The following is a 24,706-nucleotide window of genomic DNA, read 5'->3' as shown; positions in this document are numbered from 1 at the left end:
TTTTAACATTTATTGACGGGTATCCTGTTTTCATACCAAGAGGTAGCCTGTTAAGGCCTAGGGGCAAGGGCTCGTAGCACTCCCAGAATGGTAGACCCAATTTTATGCGCTGGCCATTAATCTTCCAAAATTTACGCTGTTTATGCCTACCGGATAACAGAATTCTGTTTAAAATCTGTATTTTTGGGAGATTGAAAAATAATCTTAAAAAATATTCTCATAATGAAAGTTACCATAGTAGGGGCAGGTGCCGTTGGCGCAAGTTGCGCAGAGTACATTGCCATAAAGGATTTTGCATCGGAAGTAGTGGTGTTGGATATTAAGGAAGGCTTGGCCGAAGGGAAAGCCATGGATCTTATGCAAACGGCTTCCCTAAACGGATTTGATACCAAAATTACAGGGGTTACCAATGATTATAGTAAGACGGCCGATAGCCACATTGCGGTAATTACTTCAGGAATTCCTCGTAAGCCGGGAATGACCCGTGAAGAGCTGATTGGGATTAATGCTGGCATCGTTAAAACGGTAGCTACCAACCTAATTGAGCATTCGCCCAACGTAATTTTAATGGTAGTGAGTAATCCGATGGATACCATGACCTACTTAACGCATAAAATTACCGATCTTCCCAAAAACAGAATCATTGGTATGGGTGGGGCCTTGGATAGTGCGCGATTTAAATACCGATTGGCAGAAGCTTTGGAAGCCCCAATTTCCGATATAGACGGAATGGTAATCGGTGGACATAGCGATACCGGAATGGTACCCTTAACCGCACACGCTACCCGTAACAGTATTAAGGTATCCGAGTTCCTTTCTGAGGAGCGCTTAAACCAAGTGGCCGAAGATACCAAGGTGGGGGGAGCTACCTTAACCAAGTTGTTAGGAACCAGCGCATGGTATGCACCAGGAGCGGCAGTATCTGCTATGGTACAAGCAATTGCCTGTGATCAAAAGAAAATGTTTCCATGTTCTGCCTTATTGGAAGGGGAATACGGATTGGAGGATATCTGTATAGGTGTACCGGTATTGTTAGGTAAAAACGGTATTGAGAAAATAGTAAATATAGAATTAACGGAGGCAGAGAAAGCAAAAATGCAAGAAAGTGCCGAAGGGGTCAGAAAGACCAATAACCTCCTAGAAGTATAAAAAATTAGAGCGCTGATAGAAATTCAGGGCATCCGTCCTATTGGAGCCAAATGGCAATCTGATAGGGATGGATGCCCTTATTTTATAATTTCTTCAAATATATTGTTAGTTCCTAGGGGAAATAATATATTTGCACGCTATTTAGGAATACCATATCATAAATTAAACAACCAATGCAGAATAAAGGACTTATAAAGCTTTTCGCTTTTTTGTTTGGGCTAGTTAGTATTTACCAACTATCCTACACTTTTATTACCAATAAAGTAGAAAAGGATGCAACTGTCTTTGCTACCAATCGCGTTTCGGAGTCCGAAGAGGATTATCTTGAGAAGAGGGAAGAGCTAGAGGCACAGTATTTGGACTCAATAGGGAATAATTCCATCCTGGGTTATACCAGCTATAATGATGCCAAGAAAAAAGAATTAAATAAAGGACTGGATTTAAAGGGCGGGATTAACGTTACCCTTCAAATTTCCGTGAAGGATATTTTGAAAGGCCTTGCCAATAACTCCAAGAACCCTGTTTTTAACAAGGCTTTGGCCGATGCCGATGTGGCATCTAAAAGTAGTAATGCTCCTTACCTAGAGCTTTTCTTCAACGCGTTTGATAAAATAAAAGGGGATACCAAATTGGCTTCTCCAGATATTTTTGCCAATAAGACCTTGAGCGATGCTATTAACTTCCAGATGACCGATGATCAGGTAAAGCCTATCATCCGAACTAAAATAGACGAGTCTATCGTTTCTGCTTTTGAAGTATTGAGAGAGCGTATCGATGGTTTTGGAGTTACTCAGCCTAACATTCAAAGAGAAGGGAATTCTGGTCGTATTTTGGTAGAATTGCCAGGGGCTAGAGACATTGCAAGATCTCAGGATCTTTTGTCCAGTACCGCCCAATTGGAATTCTGGGAAACCTATAAGCCTAGCAATCCTAGTCTTGGTAACTTCCTACAGGCTGCCAATGAGCGTTTAAAAACTTTGGTAAACGTAGATCAGCCAGAAGCAACTGCTAAGCCAGAATCTGAACTAGATTCTTTGTTGTCTGATATTAATCAAGATACCGAAGATTTTTCTCCTGCTTCAAATCCGCTATTTAGCTTATTGTTGCCTGCAAATCCTAATGGAAATGCATTTGTAAGCGCTGCTATTAAGGATACTGCTACCATTGGTGAGTACCTTAGAATGAAGGAAATCCGCAAGTTGATTCCTGCAGATATGCAGTTTGTGAAGTTCCTTTGGGAGCGTCCTAGCGAAGGTGCCGAAGTTGTTGGATTGTATGCTTTAAAATCTAACAGAGATAATACGCCAAGAATCAGTGGGGACGTAGTTACCGACGCTGCAGCAGTATTTGATCAATTTAATAAGCCCGCAGTATCCATGTCTATGAATACTAGAGGCGCTAAAGAGTGGGAAAAATTAACCGGGGATGCCTTTAATAACCAAACAGGTATTGCTATTGTTCTAGATAATAAGGTATACACGGCTCCTGGAGTTTCTTCAGGTCCTATTTCTGGAGGTCGTTCCGAAATTACCGGGAACTTTACCATTAACGAGACCCAAGATATTGCCAACGTACTTAGAGCGGGTAAATTACCTGCCTCCGCAGAGATTATTCAATCGGAAATCGTAGGTCCGTCATTGGGACAAGAGGCTATTAATAGTGGTTTCTCTTCCTTTATGATTGCGATGGCTATCGTATTGATATGGATGATATTCTACTACGGGAAAGCCGGTATCTTTGCCGATATTGCTTTGTTGTTCAACATCTTGTTGATCTTTGGGGTACTGGTTAGCTTAAACGCAGTACTGACACTTCCTGGAATTGCAGGTATTGTATTAACCATTGGAATGTCCGTGGATGCTAACGTACTTATCTTTGAAAGAATTAAAGAAGAGCTTGCAAAAGGAAAAGGTCGTGGCCAGGCAATTGCAGATGGATTTGGAAACGCGCTTTCCTCTATCTTGGATGCAAACATTACCACCGGTCTTACGGCATTGATACTGTTTATTTTTGGTTCTGGACCTATTAAAGGTTTTGCAACTACCTTACTTATCGGTATTGTTACCTCTTTATTTACCGCCATCTTTATTACAAGGTTACTGATAGATTGGTACTCGGAAGGTAAAGGAAGGGATTTGGATTTCTCTACAGCAATTACCAAAAATCTTTTTAGGAACATCAATATCGATTTCCTATCCAAAAGAAAAATCTCTTATGTGTTCTCTGCAGTCTTAATTGCCATTGCTTTATTCTCCTTGTTTACTCAAGGGTTGCAGCAGGGAGTAGATTTTGTAGGGGGTAGATCTTATACGGTTCGATTTGAAAAGGCTGTGAATCCTTCTGAGATTTCTTCCGAATTGAATGATGTATTTGGTAGTGGAACCAATGTGAAGACCTTTGGAGAAGCGAATCAGATTAAGATTACTACCGCTTATAAGGTAGATGTAGAAGGAATTGAAGTAGATAACGAGATTCAGAATAAATTATATACCTCTCTTCAAAAGTATCTTCCAGACGGTACCGATTTTGATAGCTTCATTATTGGAAGTGGTGATAAGTCCTTGGGAATATTACAGTCTGTAAAAGTAGGTCCTACCATTGCAGATGATATTAAGAAGAATGCACTTTTGGCGATCCTAGGATCCTTGGCGGTGGTCTTCCTTTATATCCTGTTCAGGTTCCGCAAGTGGCAGTTCTCCCTAGGTGCAGTTGCTGCTGTAGCACACGATGTGTTGGTAGTACTTGGTGTCTTCTCTATATTTGGAACGTTAATGCCATTTAACATGGAGATAGATCAGGCATTTATTGCGGCTATCCTTACGGTGATTGGTTATTCCTTGAACGATACCGTGGTGGTGTTTGACCGTGTGAGGGAAATTGTAGCGGAAAAGGGATGGAAAGCTGGTGAAAATACTAACATGGCACTAAACAGTACCTTAAGTAGAACCATTAACACCTCTATGACCACCTTGGTGGTATTATTGGCCATTTTCATCTTCGGAGGGGAATCGTTAAGAGGGTTTATGTTTGCTATGATCGTTGGTATTTTAGTAGGTACTTACTCCTCCTTGTTCATTGCAACTCCTGTGATGTACGATTCTTTGACTAGAAAAGACAAGAAGGAAGAATAAGAATTTTGATTAATTATTGTTATTTAGTAAAAAGGCCGCTGATTCAGCGGCCTTTTTTGTTGCTATAGTTTTTCCCCAGTAGACCCATGGGGGCCCGGATAAAGTTGGTAGTCGTATTGAGGTTGTAGGCCGGGTTCGGTTCTATGGGATACAAATACGATCGCCGTATGGGTCTCCGCTGCAATCTTATTTACCAATGCTATAAAAAGGTAGGCGCTTTCATCATCCAATCCCGCAGTGGGCTCGTCCAAGATTAGTAAAGGAGGGTGTTTTATCATGGCTCTAGCCGTCATGATCATTCGTTGTTGGCCTCTTGTTAGGTCGGCAAAGAGTACGTCTCTTAGGTGCCACATATCCAGTAGTAATAACCATTCTTTTGCCAATGCTTTTTGGTTTTCGGTAGACCTAAGGTAAAGGCCAATAGAATCGTTTAATCCCGATATAACCATATTGAAGGCGGTATGCAGGCCAGAGAAGTTATCTGTCATGGAAGGGGTATAGTATCCAATGTTTTTTTTGATGTCCCAAACGCTTTCCCCACTTCCTTTCCGCTTTCCAAAGAGATAAAGCTCCTGATTGTATCCCTTATGGTTGTCTCCTGTGATCATAGAGAGTAGGGTAGATTTACCGCTGCCGTTAGCGCCTTTTAATTGCCAAAACTCCCCCTGCTTTATGGTCCAGTTGATGTTGTTTAACACTTGTTTTTCTCCGTACTTTACCGATACGTTTTTACATTCCACTAATGTGGTTCCCTGATAGGTATTTGGCTGATACGGGAGTGGTATCTGTCCGTTAAAAAGGGCTTTTGGCTGATTTTCTATTGCGGTGTTTTCTAAGGGTTGTAAGGTTGATACGTCTAGGGTGAGGTGTTGCTCACAGAAGGGAAGTAGGTCTCCTTTCCTGCTTAGTAATTGAATTATGGAGGTAGTCTTGCTTACTTCCTGAAGACGCGCTCTAAGGGCTTGCTGCGATTCCGCATCCAGATTATCGAAGGGATTGTCTAAAATTAAAAATCCGGGATCTAATTGCAATAGGTATTTTAGGAGTGTTTTTTTCTGCTCCCCGCTAGACATAGTGCTAAGGCGTTGCTCCGTGTCCTTGTTTATTATTTTTATATCGTGCCGGTCCTCTTCCTGGATAAGTTTCTCTAGGCTTATTTTGGAGAATAGCGCACCTTCCTTCTCGGAGAGGGTGCTGAGTGGTTCGGGAAATTTCCCTTTCATCAATTGCTGAATAAAGGGGTCTTTCTTAGAATTGTTGTTGGTGAAAATGGCCCAATGTTTTGGTGATTTCATTTAGATAGCCTTTATATAATTGGTGTTTTGTTGTTGTAATATTCGGAAGGACCAAGATATTAACAAATCCCACTGCTTGCAATGCATTTGCTGTTTTATGCAGTCCTGGGTTTTTCCCTTGGATATGTGTAGTAGCGTAGGCTGTTATTGACTAGGTGGATGGGTTTAATCTCGGTAAACTCATTTTTGGCCAGTTCTAAGCGCAGCAGTGCTTACTGCCTTAGGTTACACTTATATGTAGTGCTAGGCGGCTGCCAAAGCCTCTTATTGGTTAGGGTGGCGAATGCTGAGGGGTGACGTCTTCCCTGTTTCTAGAAGGCTCTATTTGCTTAGGAATCGGTAGAGATGCTATTTAATTAAATAAAATGGTTGGGAAGAAAGCTTTTGCTCTCTTGAAGTTTTTGGGAGCAGTGGTGTTTAAAATACTGCTACTAGTGTATATAAATGGAAATGCCGTGGGGTTTCCACGGCATTTCAATAACATTGTAGTTTTTATCCTAGGGTATTTTATGGTACTTTATGTGGTCTCCTACTTTCAATCCCCATTCATCTGACTTGCCAGCATTGATTTCCAGCACATATTTGGCTGGGAATTGCGAGCTTAGACCTGTTTCGTCAAAAGGTCTGGCATTCTTTTGAAAACTAACAATCTTTAGGTCTTCATCTATGTAGAGAATGTCTAAAGGGATAGCGGTGTTCTTCATATAGAACGAGCGCATGGCCACATCCTCAAAAACAAAGAGCATGGCTTGGTTTGCTTCCATCGACTCTCTGTACATAAGGCCGGTGGCGGTCTCATATTCACTTTCGGCAATTTCTATGTCCAAGGTCACCAATACGGAATCGGTTTCCTGCTGAATTATTTCTAAACTGCCTTCCTTCTTAAATTCGATTTTAGTGGTTTTAATAATGGCTTTTTCTTTTTCCTTGCAAGATACCAATAGTGTGAAAATGGCAAGGATTGCCACTAAATATACGCTGTGCTGCTTCATTTGTACAGTGCTTATTTATCCTTTAGGATGTTATTATCTTTATTGAATATGTTGATGTTGTCTGATGGTGTCCCCCTTATTTTACCTTGGCAGCTGTTGGCCTGAACATAAAATAAAACCCGATTAGGATAAAAGGTATGCTCAGCCACTGACCCGTAGATAAAAGTCCCAAGCTTTCCTCAAATCCGCCTTGACTCTTTTTAACGAATTCTACAAAGAATCTAACCGTCCATAGCAATACTAGGAAGAGGCCAAATAAGAAACCAGATTTGTTCTTCTTGTCTGTTTTCCAGTAAAGGTAGTAAAGGATGGCGAATACAAAAATATAGCATATCCCTTCGTAGAGTTGCGCTGGATGCCTATAGGGTACTGCCTCTAGGTATTCGGCAAATCTAGGGTCTTTTTCTATAAGTTTATAGGCGGCGTTCACTGTTTTTTCCTTAGTAATTGCCAAAGCGTTGGCAGGATGCAGGTCGTCTGGATCTCTTAGGAATCGGGTAGCAAATAGAAAGGATTTGTCCACTATTTTTCCATTGATCTCAGAGTTGAAAAAATTCCCCAATCGAACGCAAAAGGCACCGATGGATACGGGAATGACGATGCGGTCTAAAATCCAGAGCATTTTAAACTCCGGATATTTCCGGGTGTATAGATACATACCTATAATTATCCCGATGGCGGCACCGTGACTTGCCAAACCGGAAAAGCCAGTAAATTCATAACCGTTGATAATGCCAAAAAGGGCGCTCCCTTCCGTCTCCCTGATGGGAAGTAAAATTTCGGCTAAATGATTCTTGTAATAAGGCCAATCGTAGAAAAAGACATGTCCCAAACGTGCACCTAACATGGTCGCTAAAACGGTGTATATGAAAAGGGAATCTAATTGCTCTATGGATTTTTTCTCCTTAACATAGATTCTCTTCATGATATACCAGCCCAATGCAAAGGCGATTATCCAGAGGAGGTTATAATATTTTATTTGTAATACCCCTATATTGATTAAGGTGTCGGCGGGGTTCCAGGTGAATCCTAAAAAATACATTCGCAAACTAATTTAAGGGACTAAGATAAGTAAATAGTAGGAAGTATCGCCTCTGGATAAATAGTAATTAAATGCAGGCAGGTAAAGCTAGTCCTTAGTGAGAAAAGTACCGGCAAATACTACCGCATGCAAGATGGGTTCTGGGTAGTTTAAAGTAGCTAAGGAACAGGGTCGTACCCGCTTCCGCCCCAAGGGTTGCAGCTAAATATTCTTTTTATGGCGAGCCACCCTCCCTTGAACAAGCCGTGTTTTTTTAAGGCTTCCAAAGTGTATTGGGAGCAGGTGGGAGAATAACGGCAAGAGGCCGGGGTAAGGGGGGAAATAAGGGTCTGGTAAACTCTAACCAAGAACACAAAGGGGGCGATCAATATTTTTTTCATCTGTGCCTAAGTGTTCTTGGTGAGTATAATCTTTATTTTTTATGAAAGGGTAAAGGTAGTTCCGTCTTTCCCATCTTTTAGTTGGATGCCCATTTCGGCCAATTGATCCCGAATCTTATCGGAAGTGGCAAAATCCTTATTGGCTCGTGCTTCGTTCCGCATTTCAATTAAAAGACCTACTACATTGGATAGTTTGTCCGAATTGGATTGGGTGCAGTTCTGGTTTTCCAAGCCTAGGATATCGAAAACAAAATTCTGCATGGCTTGGGAAAGTATTTTCTTGTCCGCTGCAGAGATGGTTTCTTTCCCTTCCTTTATTAGGTTGATGTGTTTAACGGCCTCAAAGAGATTGGCAATAAGGATTGGGGTGTTAAAATCATCGTTCATGGCATCGTACCCCTTCTGCACCCATGCTGCCACATTAAAGTCGCTGCTGTCTCCCGTGGGTAGTTGCTCTAAGCTCGCAATACTATCCATTAATCGCTGGTATCCTCTTTCGGAAGCTAAGAGTGCCTCGTCACTAAGATCCAGAATACTGGTGTAGTGCGCTTGCATCATAAAAAAGCGTACCACGGATGGGGAGTAAGCTTTGCTTAAAAACGGATTTTCGCCAGAGAAAATTTCGTTCGGCAGTATATTGTTGCCGGTAGACTTTGCCATCTTTCTCCCGTTAAGGGTAAGCATATTGGCATGCATCCAATAATTTACCGGCGTCTGATTATTCCAGGCTTCGGCTTGAGCAATTTCGCATTCGTGATGCGGGAATTTAAGGTCCATGCCTCCACCGTGAATATCAAAGGTTTCCCCTAGGTATTTGGTACTCATAGCGGTACACTCTAAGTGCCATCCCGGAAAGCCATCTCCCCATGGGGAAGGCCATCGCATAATATGCTGGGGTTCCGCTTTTTTCCATAAGGCAAAATCCTGGGGACTCTTTTTCTCGTCCTGGGCGGTAAGCTCCCTGGTATTGGCGATCATATCTTCCAATTTTCTACCGCTAAGCTTCCCGTAATCGTTGGTCTCGCTAAATTTTGCAACATCAAAATAGACCGATCCATTAACGACATAGGCAAGTCCTTTGTCTAAAATGGCCTTTACAATTTCAATTTGTTCTACGATATGGCCGGTTGCCGTAGGTTCTATACTGGGGGGCAGAAAGTTGAACTTGTTCAATATATTGTGGAAGTCCAAGGTGTAGCGTTGTACTACCTCCATAGGTTCCAATTGCTCTAGGCGTGCCTTCTTGGCAATCTTGTCCTCTCCGTCCTCTGCATCATCCTCTAGGTGACCGGCATCGGTAATATTCCTCACATAACGCACTTTGTACCCAAGATGTTTAAAGTACCTGAAAATCATATCGAAAGACATAAAGGTGCGGCAGTTGCCCAAGTGTACGTTGCTGTACACCGTGGGGCCACAGACATACATGCCTATATGACCTTCATTTAAAGGTTTAAAAACTTCTTTTTTGCCCGAAAGGGAATTGTATATTTTTAATTCTTGGGTTTGGTACAACTGCATTTGTAAACAGGAAGATTAAAATTTGGTTTCTATATTAATGTAGCTAAGAAATTCGCTTCGCACTGCTTCTTCTTGGAATCGGCCGCCATACTCAGCAGTAATAGTGCTGCTCTCAATATCGCGAATTCCTCTGGAATTTACACATAAATGTTTGGCATCCATAACGCAGGCAACATCCTCGGTTCCTAATGCCCTCTGAAGCTCTCTTACTACTTGGATGTTTAAGCGCTCCTGTACCTGGGGACGCTTGGCGTAATAATCCACAATTCGGTTCATTTTGGATAGCCCTATTACACTTCCGTTGGAAATATACGCAATATGTGCCTTTCCTACGATGGGAAGTAAGTGGTGCTCACAGGTAGAGTATAGGGTAATGTTTTTCTCTACTAACATCTCCCCGTACTTATATTTATTGTCAAAAGTAGAAGGATTAGGCTTGCGCTTGGGATCCAATCCGCCAAATATTTCGGTTACAAACATTTTGGCTACCCTGTTGGGGGTTCCCTTTAGGCTATCGTCCTCTAGGTCTAAGCCCAAGGTAAGCATAATCTCATTTACATTTTCTCTAATGCGAGTGATCTTTTCCTCGTCGCTAAGAACAAAGGCATCTTTACGTAGGGGAGTGTCTTCGGCCGCAGAAACGTGATCGTCTCCCATGTCTTCAAGGTGCTTTTCCAATGCGTTATCTATTTTCATTAAAATATGGCTTTTTAAGGGTGCAAAGATATGCATAATATGGCACTTAATAGTATATTTCACTAGTAACACACTATAAATTAGTGTTAACGAATGAGGAGGGGCGCTTTTGTTTTTCTGGAGTTTTGGGTCGATAATTAAAATGACCGCTAAGGTCCCTTTTACCCTGTGTCCAAGTTGGTACATGGTTATCGTCTTGTTTTTCACTATAGTTATTGGCCTAGAAAGGGAGTTGTGTTTTTAGGCTGATGCTTATAGAAATAATTCTTTAGACTCCGCTACTCATTGGGATTTATGGGATTTAAAGGAATAATCAAGATGGTTTTAGGCTACAAAGAATAACGTGGTTTTGTGCTCGTTTTGTATAGGAATTGGCGTTGCAAGTGGTATTGTATGCGGTTTAAATGTTGTTGATTTACAGCTAATTCCTATTCTTAACTTATACTAATTCCCTTTGTAAAGAGTTATAATATTAACTCCTGTAAATGATAGGGAGATTATACAATATGCGGATAATAAGCTATTCCCTGGGGGTGTTACTGTTGTTTACGGGTGCGGTGTTTGCGCAAAACTCACCGGATTGTAGAAGTGCTATACCCGTTTGCGCCGATGCGCCCATAAACGGAACGGCCGATGGCCATGGTATTGACGATTTTGATCCCGATGAAGTGCGGCAATCAGGTTGCCTGGAAAAAGGGAGTAATGTATCCTCCAATATCGAGTACAATACGTCTTGGTATGTGTTTAGGACCGGAGCGGACGGACAGCTAGGTTTTGATATCGAAGCCCTACCAGTGCCAGGGGGTCCGGATGTGATTACTGCAGAATGGGATTTTGCCGTTTATGGTCCGGATGCCAATTGCTTGGAAATAGGAGCGGGGAACATAGAGCCTATACGGTGTAATTTTGAGACCAATGAAACCCGATTTACCGGAGTGGGGATTAACCCTGAAAGTGGCCAGGAAGGTGCGCCTTTTGTAAAGCAAAGTAGGAACACTTATGATGAATGGCTAGAAGTAAAGGAAGGGGAAATCTACTATATCTTAATCAATAACTGGAATACTAATTTTGATGAGGAAGCAGAATCCTTTGTGCTGACATTTACAGGTAGTACCGTTGATGCAGATCAGGATAATGCGTTGGATTGTACCCTAAGGGATCAGTTTTTGGGCTTGGATATCGTTGCCTGTGAAGGGGATCCTGATATTACCCTATCTGCTATGAACTCTCCCGTAGGTCCTAATCTCGCCAGTGTGGTGTGGACGGTAGATTATGAGGGTGATGGGGTAGTGGATGCTACCTTAACGGGAAGCGGACCCTCTGGCGCGGAATTGGTGGTGCAAAGTCCTAACTCCGGCAGCTATATGGTAGAGGTGACCAATGTTTCTGGAATGCAGGCATTGGATACTATTCAAATTACCTATTTTGGGGATCCCGTGTTGCAAGAGGTGCTGGTGCTAGAAGATGTATCCGACAATAATAAAGTGGAAATAGTGGTGGGCAATCCAGATGGGAATTTTGAATACGCCCTAAACGGGTCGGACTTTCGGGACAGTCCTGTTTTTACCAATGTGCCCCCAGGAGAGAATACGGTTGTTATTAACGATAAAAATGGGTGTGGCAACACCGCGCCAATTCCCTTTCTGGTAGTAGGCTATCCCAAATTTTTTACACCCAATGGAGATGGAATCCACGACTATTGGCAGGTGTACGGTGTTGCAACATTAGCCAATCCCGTAGTATTTATTTTCGATCGGTATGGGAAGCTCCTTAAGCAGTTAGATGTGAACTCTGCGGGCTGGGATGGTACCTTTAATGGCAGGCCTATGCCTTCTTCGGATTATTGGTTTAAAATGGAGTATTCCCAAGACGAAGGTGGAATGCTGGTGGCAAAAATGGTTCGTTCCCATTTTACCCTAAAAAGGTGATGGTGGCCCATATAAGGCATCATGGCCCTAATAATGAATCGTAGAATGGGAAGGAAGGCGATTAGGGTTGTACGGGTGGAACTTGACTATTATAACAAAGAAAGACGGGATATTTCCCGTCTTTATATTTCTATAGGTGTCATATTTATTTTTAGAAGTTAAGGGTGTACCCTAAGCTGAAGACCGAATTCTTGTTGGTGATAGTGGCCGGGGTTGGCATGCCTGTTTCATACAAGGTTTTACGGTAATCCTGTGTGGCTTCGCTATAAGAAAAGTCCAGCCTACTTCCGCCAAAGTTATACCCTATTCCCGCAGAATAACCGTTTAGGTCGCCCACGGTATTGCCATCGGCATACGGACTCTGTTCGTACCGATACCCAGCACGTAGGCTTAAAGCGGCTAGTCGGTATTCACCACCAAGTCTAAGGGTAGATACCCCGCCTAGTTCCTTGGCAATTATATTGTTCTCTAATGAAAAACTGGGGTCTGCAGTAGGTTTTATCTTGGCTTTGGACATGTCTTGGTAGCTATAATCTAAGCTAATGAGTCCCTGCTGACCAAAGATAACAGCCAAACTTCCCGTTAATTTTGCTGGGGTTTGTATGGTATATTTCTCAAATACGTTCACAACATTAAAGTTGATAAAGGAAATATCGTCATCTGCTAAGTCTGAATTTATCTTTTGGGAAGTCTCGTCCGAGAGGTTGTACCAGGTAGGGGATTGATAACTACCTCCAACCCTAAGGTTGTCTCCTACTTTTCCTATGGCCCCCAAGCTAAAGGAAAATCCATTTCCTTGGGTTCTTAGGAGATTGTCGAAAGAGGTGTTTTTTATTTCCGAATCCGAATCAAATCCGTTTTCGGTAAGCTGGCTTAGCTTTTCAAATAATACATTGTGAAAATTTAAAGAAGCACCCAGATAAAGGTTGTCGCCATATTGCCCCGCTAAATTGGCAGTGAACTTGCCATTATGCCCCGTGGTACTTTCAAAATAGCGTTGATTTACAGTGCTGTATCTCGCATTGGAAATATAGCTGGTATTGTTGTTGTCCGACTCATCCATGGGGTCTATGATCCCCCCGAAATATCCTAGAAAAGCCTGTTGTTCTGCGTAGCCATAGCTAGCTCCTATGTCTAAATAGGCTTCTTCCAGAAACTCGTTGTCCTGTAGCAACAGGTCGCCAAAAGGGACTCCCCCAGCAAAATTCAAGAAGTAGTTGTCTATCCCTTGATCGCTATTTCCGGTGATATAAGTTTCATTGTCAAAACTCCTCGCCATATCGTAATTAAATGCCAGGGATACCTTTTTCCAATTATCGTTCCTGCTTTTAAAAACAAACACTCCGCCTAATTGGTTTAGATCAAAAGCGTTGATGGTGGAGGCGTTAAAGGATGAGAAGTAGGTTGCATCGTTCTGCTGACGGTTTTTAGATCCGGTAATGGTAAATAGGCCGTGGTTAAATACTGCAGATCCAGCCGGATTGGCATTTAGGGCCGATAAGTCCCCGCCAAGTGCCCCAAAAGCACCGCTCATTGCTTGGTAGCGTGCAGTTCCCTGAAGCGATTCGGTGCTGTAGCGCACCACGTCGTTAATGTTTTGGGCACTTGCGTATGCGCATGCCAATAGTAGAAAGAAAGTGTTGAGTCTTCTCATCTTAATAAATTTTGGATGTCTATTTTGAAATATAGCCTATAGCAGGGTTTTAGTTGCCTCTAGATCTACTGCCAGATGATCTGCTAGAGGAGCTACTGCTCCGTACGCTTCCAGAGGAAGATCTAGGTGGACTGCTGCTTCTAATAGTGCCGCTGGAAGATCGTTGGTTGCTTCCCGAGCTTCTAATAGTACTACTGCTAGGTCTGCTAGTGCTTCTGGTGCTTCGGTACGTAGAAGTCCTAGGAGCGCTAGTGCTACGACTGCTTCTGTAGGTACTATTGCTGGGCGCACTGCCTTTGTAGGTTTGGGTGCTACGAGTTCTGCTGTTATAATTGGGCACCGCCCTAGTGCTTCTGCTGGTTCTATAAGATCTGTTTCTGTCCAAGGCATCCACTCCAACCCTAGTTCTAGTATTGGTGCTGCTTCTATAACGACTGTTGTTATTAGTAGAAGACTGTCTGGAAACATTGCTGCGCGTTCCATTACTCCTATATCGGGTGGAGTTGTTGTTAGTGCTTACGTTAGACCTGCTGCGTAAAGAATTGCTTCTGTTCAGGGTGTTAGATCTGTAAACGCCTCGTCTACTAGCATTGTACGCATAGTTTCTATTGTAGTTGTAGTAACCCGGTCTGTAATAGTGGTTATAATAAGGTCTGTAGTAAGGGTAGTAGTAGGATCTGTAAGGGTAGCCCCATCCGTAAGAATAGCCGTAACCGCCCCATCCCCAATAATAGGGACTATAAGAATATCCGTAGCTACCGTAAAAGCCCCATCGCCATGGGTTGTGGTAGCCTCTGTAGAAACCGCGATAAAACCAAGGGCTTCCCCAGCCATAGTAGAAGTCGTTATATCCCCAATTGTCATAGATATTAATGCTCACGTTGGTAGGATTGTCTCCCCAAGCGGCATAACCTCTGTAGTCATTATTGGCGCCATAGGCATTTATATCAGCCTGAGCATACTGGCCATCGCCTTCCATATCGCCGTAATATCCATCTATATCGGTGAAAATTTCGCTGTCTAGAATCTCCCCAAATTCATCAGCTTTTTGTCCAAAATATTCCCCGTAGTTATTTTGTTTTGTCTCAAGGCGTTGATTGTTAGCCTGCCTGTGCTGTCTAGGCTGTTCCTCGCTTTGTGTTCTGCTGGCATAGATGCCATCATAGATGCCATCATTGTCATAATAGGAGGCTGATTGATAAGAGCCACAGGAAGCCACCAGCAAACCCAAAAGGAAAAGGGGGATCCGTATGTGTATTTTGCTATGAAGTAGGGAGTGTATCATCGTTAAAAATTTAATTGTTCGACTTTGTAAAAATAGTTAGTTTTGCGGAACTATTCTATATTAACATAAGTCACAAGTTTTGTGCCAAACTTACTAGCATGGGTAAAAAATTAACGAAAAGAGCAGAGGACTATTCCAAATGGTATAACGAGCTGGTGGTGAAGGCAGATTTAGCTGAAAACTCAGGGGTTAGAGGGTGTATGGTCATTAAGCCATATGGTTATGCTATATGGGAAAAAATGCAGGCCCAATTAGATAAAATGTTTAAGGAAACCGGACATGAGAATGCCTACTTTCCTTTGTTTATCCCAAAGTCGTACCTAAGCAAAGAAGCCAGTCACGTAGAAGGATTTGCCAAGGAGTGTGCCGTGGTTACACATTATAGACTAAAAAATGCCGAGGATGGTAGTGGAATAATTGTAGACCCCGAAGCTAAATTGGAAGAGGAGCTAATAGTTAGGCCAACTTCCGAAACTATTATATGGGATACTTATAGGCGATGGATACAGTCTTATCGAGATTTACCTCTTTTAATTAACCAATGGGCCAATGTGGTGCGTTGGGAAATGAGAACCCGCCTCTTCCTTAGAACGGCAGAGTTCTTATGGCAAGAAGGGCACACTGCACACGCTACCGAGAAAGAAGCGGTGGCAGAAGCAGTACAGATGATGAATGTGTATGCAGAGTTTGCAGAGGAATATATGGGAGTGCCTGTGATAAAAGGTACCAAAACTGCCAGTGAACGTTTTGCCGGAGCATTGGATACCTATTGTATAGAAGCCTTAATGCAGGATGGAAAAGCCTTGCAAGCGGGGACATCGCACTTTTTGGGTCAAAATTTTGCCAAAGCCTTCGATGTAAAGTTTGCAAATAAGGAAGGAAAGCAAGAATATGTATGGGCTACCTCTTGGGGTGTTTCCACTAGGTTGATGGGTGCTTTGATCATGACTCATAGTGATGATAATGGTTTGGTGTTGCCACCAAAGTTGGCCCCTATACAAGTAGTAATTGTTCCTATCTATAAAGGAGAGGAGCAGTTGGATGCCATCTCTGACAGGGTGGCTCCCTTGGTGAAGGAATTACGTTCCAAAGGGATTTCAGTAAAATATGATAATAGGGATACCCATAAGCCAGGATTCAAGTTTAATGAGTATGAGCTAAAAGGAGTTCCAGTGCGTTTGGCCATAGGACAACGCGATATGGATAACAATACCTTTGAGGTGGCTAGAAGGGACACCTTGGAAAAGGAAACCGTTTCTGCCGATGCCATTGTAAGTAAGATTGAGTTTCTATTAGAGGATATGCAGAAGAATATCTTTAAGAAAGCATTGACCTATAGAGAGGAGCATATTACTGAAGTGAGTTCCTATGAGGAGTTTAAAGAAGTATTGGAAACTAAAGGTGGATTTATTGCTGCGCATTGGGACGGGACTGCCGAGACCGAGGAGTTGGTGAAAGAAGAGACCAAGGCTACCATTCGTTGTATTCCTATAGAGGGTGAAAACGAGGAAGGAGAATGTATGGTAACCGGGAAACCGTCTGCCAAAAGAGTCCTTTTTGCACGGGCATATTAATTTTTTAAAAATTTTTTGCTTAGTGCTTGCGAACCTTAAAAATAGTTGTATTTTTGCATCCGCAATTAGGAATTAGTTGGTCCGTTCGTCTAGGGGTTAGGACGCCAGGTTTTCATCCTGGTAGCAGGGGTTCGAATCCCCTACGGACTACAAAGGTTTTTTGAAATATTAATTTAGGATTAGGACAGTGCATCGGCAAGGTCCGTAAATCAAAAATTAGAATGGTCCGTTCGTCTAGGGGTTAGGACGCCAGGTTTTCATCCTGGTAGCAGGGGTTCGAATCCCCTACGGACTACATAGTAGCGAAAGGGATAGCTCCCATTAAAAAATTATAATTAAAAAGAAATGGCAAACCATAAGTCAGCAATAAAGAGAATCAGAAGAAACGAGGCAGTACGTTTACGTAACAGGTACCAGCACAGAACAACTCGTAATGCAGTAAGAAAATTGCGTGCAGAAGAGGATAAGGAAGCTGCTGAGAAATTATTGCCAAGTGTAGTAAGCATGATCGATAGATTGGCAAAGCGTAACATTATTCACGCTAACAAAGCTGCTAACCTTAAGAGTAAGCTTACTAAGCAAGTAGCTGCACTCTAACGCTATTTATTATAACGGTATTTAAGAAACGCCCTTTCCTGATGGAAAGGGCGTTTTTTTGTTGGGTCTTGGTTAACGCTATAACTATTTAGCCCTTAGCTTCGTTTGCTGGATAGGATCCAGAATTTACGCTTCATCTTTAAAAGACCAACTATAAAACATATGTATAGGAGGCACACTAAACTTAGATGAATCCTCCTTAGGTGTATGTACTCGTTTATTTTATAAAGGTAATTATGATATCTAATAACCTTAATGGGGAGGTAGCCTGCATAAAAAATAAAAAGTCCAATACTGATCCACTTTATACCCTCAAACCTAAACCCTTGTCTTTCTTGTATCTTTTTCCGTTCTAAAAATAGCAGTATCGTACATAGGAGAATAAGTAGCCCTCCTGCCAAATAACTGAATATTTGGGATTCCAATATAAAACTCTGTAGAAAGACGTTGGCTATAGTAACAACCAGGAATATTATGCTTCCGTATAGGATTATTCTTTTGTATTTAGGATGTGTCAAATAGCTCCAATACACATAAAAAAAGAAGCTGAAGAAGATAATATTGTAGATGTTGTAGATAATTACATTATGCGCTACAAAAGCCGAGAAAATGGTAATATCGTATACTTCGTAATTTTTGGTGATATAGCCCAGTAACTCTGTAAGGAAGGTGTACATGGCTATGACCGGGAATAGCTTTAACGGGGTGTTGTAGTACTTTGGGTATTTGATTAATGCTACCAGTACCGTTAAGCCGTATAAGGGTCTGTATAAGTTCTCCAGTATTAGGTCTATAAATGCCTTTTCCATTGGTGGGGGTGAAATAGGGTGCAACGAGTCTTGAGCTGTCTTAATTCTCCGTATATGGTGGAGGGGTCATATCTGCCTCGTTCAGGATGAGGCTTGTGTTTTTGGCAAACAAGGTTTTGTTAGTAAAGTTGGGGAGCATGGAAGCTTCCATCTTTTCATTGTCTTGTTCTTGACTTGGGGTGGCATTCCCTTTTTTCTTAGGGTTTAAGTTGTTTGTTAGAAGGATGGGAGTTCGGTTGCCAGCGTCATCCTCTTGGATATAAAAGGCATAATCCTCCTTTTTATCGTCTTTTGTTGTGGGTATTAGAAAAAAGGAGTTTTGCTTAGGGTGCTTAATCTTTCTGCCGTCTTTAAAAGTCTCCTGATCTGGATAATTGGAGAAATAAAAACGTAAAGTTGAGATCTCCACATTGGCCTTTTTTGCTTCCTGTTCAATATAGTTTAAGTAGTCCTTTATGGTTTGGTAGTCATAAGATCCAAATCTGGCCACGTCAAACTTTTTTTCTGGACTTTGTTCGTTCTCAAATCTTTCTATGAGTCCTACGCGGCGCTCTCCATAGGCATCGTACATCTGTTTTGCTTGCGCAACGGAAACTATCTGTGCGGGTGCCTTTACAGGGGTAGGGGCTGGTTCTGGGGAAGGTTTGCAGGAGGCAATTGCTAATAAAAGTAGGGTTAATAGTGCGCTTGGTTTTGCAACTTTTTTTAGATACTTCATAAGGTTGGTTATTTAGATTGGTTGGTGTTATTAGGTTATATCGTTATAAAGACTGGGGGGAGCCTGTTAAATTACTGATAATACCGCGCTTAAAAAATAAATATACTTCAAAATATCATTAATTGGTGTCTGAAGTCCGTTTATAAATGTCTGTAGGTTTCAGGTATAAGGGAGGGGAGTAGTGCGATTATTGGGGTAGGGTGTCCAGAATAATTCTTGGGAAAAGGATGAGGAAAGGGTGTTTCATGTTGCATGAAAAAAAACTCCCGATTGGCAAATTTGTCAATCGGGAGTAATAATTTATCCTACGGTTAGCGCTAAATGCTACTGATTCATGGTCAGTAAGAACTCTTCGTTGTTCTTGGTTTGCTTAAACCGCTGTTCTATGAATTCCATAGCTTCTACAGGATTCATATCTGCCAAGTATTTTCTCATGATCCACATACGCTGAATGGTGTTTTCATCCAACAGTAGGTCGTCCCTCCTTGTACTGGAAGAGGTGAGGTCTATAGCAGGGAATATTCTTCTGTTGGAGATTTTTCTATCCAACTGAAGTTCCATGTTACCGGTTCCTTTAAATTCCTCAAAAATCACCTCGTCCATTTTAGATCCAGTTTCGGTAAGTGCCGTTGCTATGATGGATAAAGATCCACCTCCTTCGATGTTTCTGGCAGCTCCAAAGAATCTTTTTGGCTTGTGAAGTGCGTTCGCATCCACCCCTCCACTCAATACTTTTCCAGAGGCTGGCTGTACTGTGTTGTAAGCTCTTGCAAGACGGGTGATAGAATCTAATAGGATTACTACATCGTGTCCACATTCTACAAGACGTTTTGCTTTTTCCAATACAATATTGGCAACGCGCACGTGTTCTGTAGCTTCCTTGTCGAAAGTAGAGGCTACTACCTCGCCGCGTACATTTCGCTGCATGTCTGTAACTTCTTCCGGTCTTTCGTCAATTAGAAGGATAATTTGGTATACCTCTGGGTGATTGGCGGCAATACCATTGGCAATATCCTTAAGCAACATCGTTTTACCAGTTTTTGGCTGGGAAACAATCATCCCTCTTTGGCCTTTTCCAATAGGGGAGAATAGGTCAATTATGCGGGTAGATATAGTGCTTTGGCGTTCTGCCAAGTTAAATTTTTCCTGAGGGAAAAGCGGGGTTAAGTGCTCAAATGCAACTCGGTCCCTAACTATTTGTGGGTCTATTCCGTTAATCTTGTTCACCTTAATTAGCGGGAAATATTTTTCACCTTCTTTTGGAGGTCTAACGTTACCTAAAACGGTATCCCCTGTTTTTAATCCAAATAACCTAATCTGCGATTGGGATACGTAGATGTCATCTGGGGAAGAAAGGTAATTGTAATCGGAAGACCTTAGAAATCCGTAACCATCCTGCATAATATCTAGTACACCCTCGCTTTCAATTATACTGTCAAATTCGTATTCGGGTTCCTTATATTTATTTTTTAAGTCCTTGTCAAAGTTACTGTTTCCTTTGTCTGCGTTTGACTTTTGGTGGTGTGGACTTTTCTTGTGTTGTTGCTTGTTGGGTTGACCCGTGTTTTGTTGACTGGAGTTCTTCTGATGATCTCTCTTTGTAGGGCCCGAAGCGTTTTGTGTGCGTGGGGTTCTTTCTGGCCTGCTCTTCTCTTGCTTTTGGTCCTCCGAGGGTGATTTGGAAGCCGGTACGCGTTTTTTGACCGGAGTATCGGTACCCTCCTCTTTTGCTTTGGTGGGTGCCGGACCTGGCTTTTCAGCAGGGGCAGGTGGATCCTTTTTAACTACCCTGGCCCTTTTGGGCTTGGGGTCCGTCTTCTCGGGCTGCACAGCGGCTGCGGTTAGGTTCTCCTGGACAATTTTGGGGTTGGAAGCCTGAACGTCCAAAATTTGATAGACTAAATCCAGTTTTTTTAAAGATTTAAACTTGGCTACATTTAAGCCTTTGGCTATTTCCTGAAGCTCAGGAAGCTTTTTTGATTTTAATTCTGAAATTTCAAACATTAAGTTTTGAATAAATTATACGTATTTCGAAAGTATGAAGTATACTGTACTTGTTTTGGGTAATAAACCGGGCGTGTAAGCCCTTGTTGGTAAGTGATTTGACTTATAACAACGCAAAATTACAAATAATTTTCAATATTTAGTGGATAAATTTTAAAAAGACGCTTATTTTTGCTTTCTCATAGACGATAAGAATTCATGATTCAAAGAATACAGACTCTTTATTTAATTGTGGTTATCATTCTTGGGGCAGTTTTGCCCTTTTTTGTGAATCTATGGTCCGATGCCGCTGGGAACGAATTATATGCGGATAATGCAGTATTCGTTTCACTTGCCTTTTACGGGAGTGCAGTTTTGGCATTGGTGGCCATAATGATGTATAAAAATAGGAAAAATCAATTTGTGATGAACAGATTGAACATGATATTGAATCTTTTTTTACTAGGATTTTTCGTTTATCGATCTCTAAACTTATCCGGAGAGACCTCGGTTTCAGAGAAGGGTATTGGGATGCTGATTCCTGTATTTTCTATCGTTTTTTTAGTGCTGGCTAACAGGGCTATTAAAAAGGATGAAGATCTTGTAAAATCTGTGGATCGTTTACGTTAAGCCTAACATCTTAGTAGTATTAGTGCGTTAAAACCCGGGGTTGTTCCCGGGTTTTTTTATGGGCTTTTATCCACCTCTTTTCCCTAGTTCTATAATCTCCAGATCTTTGATCTCTTCCCCGTCAATGACAAATCTTAGCATGGTTCTCACCTGATGAAAACCGTGGGTTCCGCAGGCACCGGGATTCATATGGAGTAGGTTTAATTTTTTGTCCCACATAACTTTTAGAATGTGGGAATGTCCTGAGATGAATATCTTAGGTGGATTCTCTTTTATTTTTTCCCGTATGCGCGTATTGTATTTGTTGGGGTAGCCACCGATATGGGTGATCCATACATCTACGCCCTCACATTTAAATCGGTTGTCTAACGGAAATTCCAATTGTATCTTATGCTCATCTATATTTCCGTAAACACCTCTGAGCGGCTTAATTTCTTTGATGGCATCCGTGACGGCTAAACTTCCGATGTCACCGGCATGCCATACTTCATCTGCCTGTTTCACATATTTCAATATTTGCTCGTCCATATGGCTATGGGTGTCGCTCAGTAGTAATATTTTAGTCATATTGTTTCTTTACTTTTTTTGAGGAGGGGAACTCCTTTTTTTAGGTGCAGTGATGTTAAGTAGCCTTAGTCCGTTTATGGGCTGCTTAGCGGTTCCATCGCCAAAAAAAATGTTTTTAATAAAGTCCAAAGGGGATGCGCTAAGGAATCTTTTTTATTTTTTCTAATCCAGAACAAGTATCTTTGCCATCCACAAAACTAATTGATTCTGTTGAGATATTTCATCCAATTTTCATATCACGGGAAAAGGTATCACGGCTCGCAAATTCAGCCCAATGCGCTTACTGTACAGGAGGTTTTGCAGCACGCCTTGTCTCTGTTGTTAAGGGAGACCATTCAGATTACGGCGGCGGGTAGAACGGATGCTGGGGTGCATGCCAAGGTGATGTTTGCTCATTTTGACTGTAGTTTGGTTTTGGAAACGGAGGCCTTGTGCCAAAGGTTGAATTCGTTTTTGCCCCCAGATTTGGCGGTGCAAGCTATTTTTCCTGTCCCCGATACGGCCCATGCAAGATTTGATGCAACGGAGCGAACTTATGAGTATTGGGTGGTTAATGAGAAGGATCCATTTTTAAATGATGGGGCCTATCATGTGAAATATCCGTTAAATATTGCCCAAATGAACAAGGCAGCCAGTATTTTAGTGGGACAGAAAGATTTTGAATGCTTTTCCAGGTCTAATACCGATGTAAAAACCTTTAGGTGTGATCTTCGGAGCGCAAAATGGACAGTGGATAATAATAAATTGGTGTTTACCATTGTGGCCGACCGATTTTTGCGCAATATGGTGCGTGCCATTGTGGGAACATTAATAGATGTGGGAAAGGGAAAGACTTCCTTGTTAGAGGTTGTCTCCATATTAGAGAGTAAGGATAGAAGTAGGGCCGGGGCATCCGTACCGGCAAAAGGCTTATATTTAACAGCAATTAAGTATCCGGATAATAGTATAGGAAAACATGGATAAAGATACCGGTAAGGCATTTGATTTTAGATTGTTTAGGCGATTGCTAAGGCATGTGAAACCTTATATGGCAACGTTTTTTGGCGTTGCCGTGTCGGCTATATTGCTTTCGGGATTTGCTGTGTTGACCCCTATTTTGGTGGGGGAGATTGTAGACAATGCCATTACCAATAAGGATAGTGCCAAATTGTTAAATCTTATTCTGGCCATGGTGGGCGTATTGTTGGGAGAGGTGATTTGCCAGCTGTTATTTAATTACTACGCCAATTGGTTGGGGGAGTCCGTAATTAAAGATATCCGAATTCGTCTTTTTCAGCATTTGATGAGTTTTAAGATGAAGTACTATGACAATTCCTCCATTGGTTTGTTGGTAACCAGGGCCGTTACCGATATGCAACGAATAGGGGAAATCTTTAGTCAGGGCTTCTTTGTAATTGTCTCGGATCTTTTAAAAATGGTGGTAGTAGCCTCCGTAATGCTCTTTACTAATTGGAAACTGGCCTTGATCGTTTTTGCGGTTTTGCCAATACTATTGTACGCTACCAGATTGTTTCAGCAAGCAATGAAGGTTGCTTTTATAGAAGTTAGGGCACAGGTTTCCAATTTAAACTCCTTTGTACAAGAGCGTATTACGGGAATGAAAATAGTGCAGCTTTTTACCCGTGAGGAAATTGAAAAGGAAAAGTTTAGGGAAATCAATGAAAAACATCAAAACGCCTGGCTGAGAACAGTCTGGTATAACTCCATCTTTTTTCCTATTGCCGAGATTGTTTCTTCTATTACGGTGGGGTTAATCGTTTGGTATGGCGGACTTCAGAATGTGGCCAATATAGGGAAGGAAGAATACGGAACCATTTTTATGTTTATACTGCTTTCCAGTATGTTGTTTCGTCCTCTAAGGCAAATAGCAGACAAGTTTAATACCTTGCAGATGGGAATGGTTGCCGCAAATAGGGTCTTTAAAATTTTGGATACCAATAGCAATATTGAAGATCTTGGTACGGTGGAAAAAGATACTATTAAGGGGGATATAGAGTTCTGTGATGTGCGTTTTGGATACTTGGAAGATGAAGAGGTGTTACACGGCGTCTCTTTTAAGGTGAACGCTGGGGAGACCATAGCCATTGTAGGGGCAACGGGTGCGGGAAAATCTACTATTATTAATTTGTTAAACCGATTCTATGAGATTAATTCGGGCAGTATTAAAGTGGATGGCGTAGATATTAGGGATTATAAATTAAGCTCCCTCCGATCTAAGATTGCTGTGGTGTTGCAAGATGTTTTCCTGTTTGCCGATACCATCGCAAATAATATTTCTTTAAAGGATGATGAAATTACCGAGCTGCATTTGGAGGAGGCCGCCAAGCAGATTGGGGTACATCAGTTTATAACTAGTCTCCCGGAAGGCTACCGCTATAATATAAAGGAGCGTGGAACTATGCTTTCTAGTGGTCAAAGGCAGCTTATAGCCTTTTTAAGGGCTTATGTAAGCAATCCCAGTATTCTGATACTGGATGAGGCTACCTCTTCGGTAGACACCTATTCCGAACAGTTGATACAAAGGGCTACCGAAAAAATTACAGAGGGCAGAACGTCTATAATTATTGCTCATAGACTGGCAACTATTAAGAAAGCCGATAAAATATTGGTAATGGATCAAGGGAAGATTGTGGAAATGGGCACCCATAAAGAGCTCTTAAAGCAAAATGGGTATTATCAGAACCTGTACGAAGCCCAGTTCTTAACCGAAGAGGTGCTGTAAAGAGGGTATTGCTGTTTCGGTTATTCTTGTGAA

At 41.9% G+C, this 24,706-nt stretch carries 20 protein-coding genes and 2 tRNA genes; 10 read left to right on the top strand and 12 right to left on the bottom strand.

Annotated elements, in window-relative coordinates; translation table 11 throughout:
* Positions 1-222 precede the first annotated feature (222 nt).
* A complete protein-coding gene (locus F1E73_RS11410; protein ID WP_086476283.1) occupies positions 223-1,149 on the top strand; it encodes a malate dehydrogenase in 927 nt (308 codons plus the stop codon).
* 173 nt (positions 1,150-1,322) lie between these two features.
* Entirely contained in the window at positions 1,323-4,280 is a 2,958-nt protein-coding gene (secDF, locus tag F1E73_RS11405) for a protein translocase subunit SecDF (protein ID WP_150451954.1), read from the top strand.
* 62 nt (positions 4,281-4,342) lie between these two features.
* Here the strand turns inward: secDF and F1E73_RS11400 are convergent, their stop codons facing one another.
* The 6 genes from F1E73_RS11400 to folE form a co-directional block, all read right to left on the bottom strand.
* Entirely contained in the window at positions 4,343-5,575 is a 1,233-nt protein-coding gene (locus F1E73_RS11400) for an ATP-binding cassette domain-containing protein (RefSeq protein WP_150451953.1), read from the bottom strand.
* Positions 5,576-6,072: 497 nt separating this feature from the next.
* Positions 6,073-6,567: a DUF192 domain-containing protein gene (locus F1E73_RS11395; RefSeq protein WP_086476280.1), complete on the bottom strand. Its 495-nt coding sequence runs from the start codon at positions 6,565-6,567 to the stop codon at positions 6,073-6,075.
* 76 nt (positions 6,568-6,643) lie between these two features.
* A complete protein-coding gene (gene lgt / locus F1E73_RS11390; protein WP_086476279.1) occupies positions 6,644-7,609 on the bottom strand; it encodes a prolipoprotein diacylglyceryl transferase in 966 nt (321 codons plus the stop codon).
* Between the two features lie 158 nt (positions 7,610-7,767).
* Positions 7,768-7,989, bottom strand: coding sequence for a membrane protein insertion efficiency factor YidD (gene yidD, locus F1E73_RS11385; RefSeq protein ID WP_086476278.1), 222 nt, complete (start codon positions 7,987-7,989; stop codon positions 7,768-7,770).
* A 39-nt stretch (positions 7,990-8,028) separates the two neighbouring features.
* Positions 8,029-9,510 (bottom strand): cysteine--tRNA ligase, encoded by a 1,482-nt coding sequence (gene cysS / locus F1E73_RS11380; protein ID WP_150451952.1) that lies wholly within the window; start codon positions 9,508-9,510, stop codon positions 8,029-8,031.
* Positions 9,511-9,525: 15 nt separating this feature from the next.
* Complete coding sequence (folE, locus tag F1E73_RS11375; protein WP_086476363.1) at positions 9,526-10,206, bottom strand: GTP cyclohydrolase I FolE; 681 nt, start codon at positions 10,204-10,206, stop codon at positions 9,526-9,528.
* Between the two features lie 485 nt (positions 10,207-10,691).
* Between folE and F1E73_RS11370 the strand changes: the two genes are divergently transcribed.
* Positions 10,692-12,134: a T9SS type B sorting domain-containing protein gene (locus tag F1E73_RS11370; protein ID WP_317132966.1), complete on the top strand. Its 1,443-nt coding sequence runs from the start codon at positions 10,692-10,694 to the stop codon at positions 12,132-12,134.
* A 151-nt stretch (positions 12,135-12,285) separates the two neighbouring features.
* Here F1E73_RS11370 and F1E73_RS11365 read toward each other — a convergent pair whose 3' ends face one another.
* On the bottom strand, positions 12,286-13,788 hold the full coding sequence (locus F1E73_RS11365; protein WP_150451951.1) for an OmpP1/FadL family transporter: 1,503 nt from the start codon (positions 13,786-13,788) through the stop codon (positions 12,286-12,288).
* Positions 13,789-13,837: 49 nt separating this feature from the next.
* A complete protein-coding gene (locus F1E73_RS11360; RefSeq protein WP_150451950.1) occupies positions 13,838-15,073 on the bottom strand; it encodes a hypothetical protein in 1,236 nt (411 codons plus the stop codon).
* 98 nt (positions 15,074-15,171) lie between these two features.
* On the opposite strand from F1E73_RS11360, the gene proS reads away from it, so the two are divergent.
* The 4 genes from proS (at position 15,172) to rpsT (ending at position 17,244) form a co-directional block, all read left to right on the top strand.
* On the top strand, positions 15,172-16,647 hold the full coding sequence (gene proS / locus F1E73_RS11355; protein ID WP_150451949.1) for a proline--tRNA ligase: 1,476 nt from the start codon (positions 15,172-15,174) through the stop codon (positions 16,645-16,647).
* A 78-nt stretch (positions 16,648-16,725) separates the two neighbouring features.
* A tRNA-Glu gene (locus F1E73_RS11350) sits at positions 16,726-16,797 on the top strand.
* 73 nt (positions 16,798-16,870) lie between these two features.
* A tRNA-Glu gene (locus tag F1E73_RS11345) sits at positions 16,871-16,942 on the top strand.
* Positions 16,943-16,992: 50 nt separating this feature from the next.
* Positions 16,993-17,244: a 30S ribosomal protein S20 gene (rpsT, locus tag F1E73_RS11340; RefSeq protein ID WP_086476272.1), complete on the top strand. Its 252-nt coding sequence runs from the start codon at positions 16,993-16,995 to the stop codon at positions 17,242-17,244.
* A gap of 95 nt (positions 17,245-17,339) precedes the next feature.
* Here rpsT and F1E73_RS11335 read toward each other — a convergent pair whose 3' ends face one another.
* The 3 genes from F1E73_RS11335 to rho all read right to left on the bottom strand — a co-directional run bounded on the left by F1E73_RS11335 (position 17,340) and on the right by rho (position 20,775).
* Positions 17,340-18,053 carry a hypothetical protein gene (locus tag F1E73_RS11335; protein ID WP_086476271.1) on the bottom strand — a complete coding sequence of 238 codons (714 nt, stop codon included), beginning with the start codon at positions 18,051-18,053 and terminating at the stop codon, positions 17,340-17,342.
* Positions 18,054-18,093: 40 nt separating this feature from the next.
* Entirely contained in the window at positions 18,094-18,771 is a 678-nt protein-coding gene (locus F1E73_RS11330) for a hypothetical protein (protein ID WP_086476270.1), read from the bottom strand.
* A gap of 324 nt (positions 18,772-19,095) precedes the next feature.
* Positions 19,096-20,775 carry a transcription termination factor Rho gene (gene rho, locus F1E73_RS11325; RefSeq protein WP_086476269.1) on the bottom strand — a complete coding sequence of 560 codons (1,680 nt, stop codon included), beginning with the start codon at positions 20,773-20,775 and terminating at the stop codon, positions 19,096-19,098.
* 198 nt (positions 20,776-20,973) lie between these two features.
* Here rho and F1E73_RS11320 point away from each other — a divergent pair, with 198 nt between their 5' ends.
* On the top strand, positions 20,974-21,384 hold the full coding sequence (locus F1E73_RS11320) for a DUF4293 domain-containing protein (protein WP_150451948.1): 411 nt from the start codon (positions 20,974-20,976) through the stop codon (positions 21,382-21,384).
* A gap of 66 nt (positions 21,385-21,450) precedes the next feature.
* Here the strand turns inward: F1E73_RS11320 and F1E73_RS11315 are convergent, their stop codons facing one another.
* A complete protein-coding gene (locus tag F1E73_RS11315) occupies positions 21,451-21,951 on the bottom strand; it encodes a metallophosphoesterase family protein (RefSeq protein WP_150451947.1) in 501 nt (166 codons plus the stop codon).
* A gap of 210 nt (positions 21,952-22,161) precedes the next feature.
* On the opposite strand from F1E73_RS11315, the gene truA reads away from it, so the two are divergent.
* Both truA and F1E73_RS11305 read left to right on the top strand, forming a co-directional pair.
* Entirely contained in the window at positions 22,162-22,914 is a 753-nt protein-coding gene (truA, locus tag F1E73_RS11310) for a tRNA pseudouridine(38-40) synthase TruA (RefSeq protein ID WP_150451946.1), read from the top strand.
* The gene (locus F1E73_RS11305; RefSeq protein WP_086476265.1) at positions 22,907-24,673 is read left to right on the top strand and encodes an ABC transporter ATP-binding protein; all 1,767 of its coding nucleotides are present in this window, start codon (positions 22,907-22,909) and stop codon (positions 24,671-24,673) included. Before truA ends, F1E73_RS11305 begins: the two co-directional genes overlap by 8 nt.
* Positions 24,674-24,706: the final 33 nt, after the last annotated feature.

Source organism: Arenibacter lacus, from assembly GCF_008711145.1.
GTDB lineage: Bacteria > Bacteroidota > Bacteroidia > Flavobacteriales > Flavobacteriaceae > Arenibacter > Arenibacter amylolyticus.
Note: the sequence above shows the minus strand (reverse complement) of the source record. Positions and strands in the feature narration are given on the sequence as shown.

Coding starts and splice junctions, on each gene's coding strand:
- rho (WP_086476269.1), bottom strand. CDS start 20,775: ATGTTTGAAATTTCAGAATTAAAATCAAAAAAGCTTCCTGAGCTTCAG.
- secDF (WP_150451954.1), top strand. CDS start 1,323: ATGCAGAATAAAGGACTTATAAAGCTTTTCGCTTTTTTGTTTGGGCTA.
- F1E73_RS11335 (WP_086476271.1), bottom strand. CDS start 18,053: ATGGAAAAGGCATTTATAGACCTAATACTGGAGAACTTATACAGACCC.
- F1E73_RS11365 (WP_150451951.1), bottom strand. CDS start 13,788: ATGAGAAGACTCAACACTTTCTTTCTACTATTGGCATGCGCATACGCA.
- F1E73_RS11305 (WP_086476265.1), top strand. CDS start 22,907: ATGGATAAAGATACCGGTAAGGCATTTGATTTTAGATTGTTTAGGCGA.
- F1E73_RS11330 (WP_086476270.1), bottom strand. CDS start 18,771: ATGAAGTATCTAAAAAAAGTTGCAAAACCAAGCGCACTATTAACCCTA.
- F1E73_RS11370 (WP_317132966.1), top strand. CDS start 10,692: ATGATAGGGAGATTATACAATATGCGGATAATAAGCTATTCCCTGGGG.
- F1E73_RS11360 (WP_150451950.1), bottom strand. CDS start 15,073: ATGATACACTCCCTACTTCATAGCAAAATACACATACGGATCCCCCTT.
- yidD (WP_086476278.1), bottom strand. CDS start 7,989: ATGAAAAAAATATTGATCGCCCCCTTTGTGTTCTTGGTTAGAGTTTAC.
- proS (WP_150451949.1), top strand. CDS start 15,172: ATGGGTAAAAAATTAACGAAAAGAGCAGAGGACTATTCCAAATGGTAT.
- F1E73_RS11410 (WP_086476283.1), top strand. CDS start 223: ATGAAAGTTACCATAGTAGGGGCAGGTGCCGTTGGCGCAAGTTGCGCA.
- F1E73_RS11400 (WP_150451953.1), bottom strand. CDS start 5,575: ATGAAATCACCAAAACATTGGGCCATTTTCACCAACAACAATTCTAAG.
- lgt (WP_086476279.1), bottom strand. CDS start 7,609: ATGTATTTTTTAGGATTCACCTGGAACCCCGCCGACACCTTAATCAAT.
- F1E73_RS11315 (WP_150451947.1), bottom strand. CDS start 21,951: ATGACTAAAATATTACTACTGAGCGACACCCATAGCCATATGGACGAG.
- rpsT (WP_086476272.1), top strand. CDS start 16,993: ATGGCAAACCATAAGTCAGCAATAAAGAGAATCAGAAGAAACGAGGCA.
- F1E73_RS11320 (WP_150451948.1), top strand. CDS start 20,974: ATGATTCAAAGAATACAGACTCTTTATTTAATTGTGGTTATCATTCTT.
- folE (WP_086476363.1), bottom strand. CDS start 10,206: ATGAAAATAGATAACGCATTGGAAAAGCACCTTGAAGACATGGGAGAC.
- F1E73_RS11395 (WP_086476280.1), bottom strand. CDS start 6,567: ATGAAGCAGCACAGCGTATATTTAGTGGCAATCCTTGCCATTTTCACA.
- cysS (WP_150451952.1), bottom strand. CDS start 9,510: ATGCAGTTGTACCAAACCCAAGAATTAAAAATATACAATTCCCTTTCG.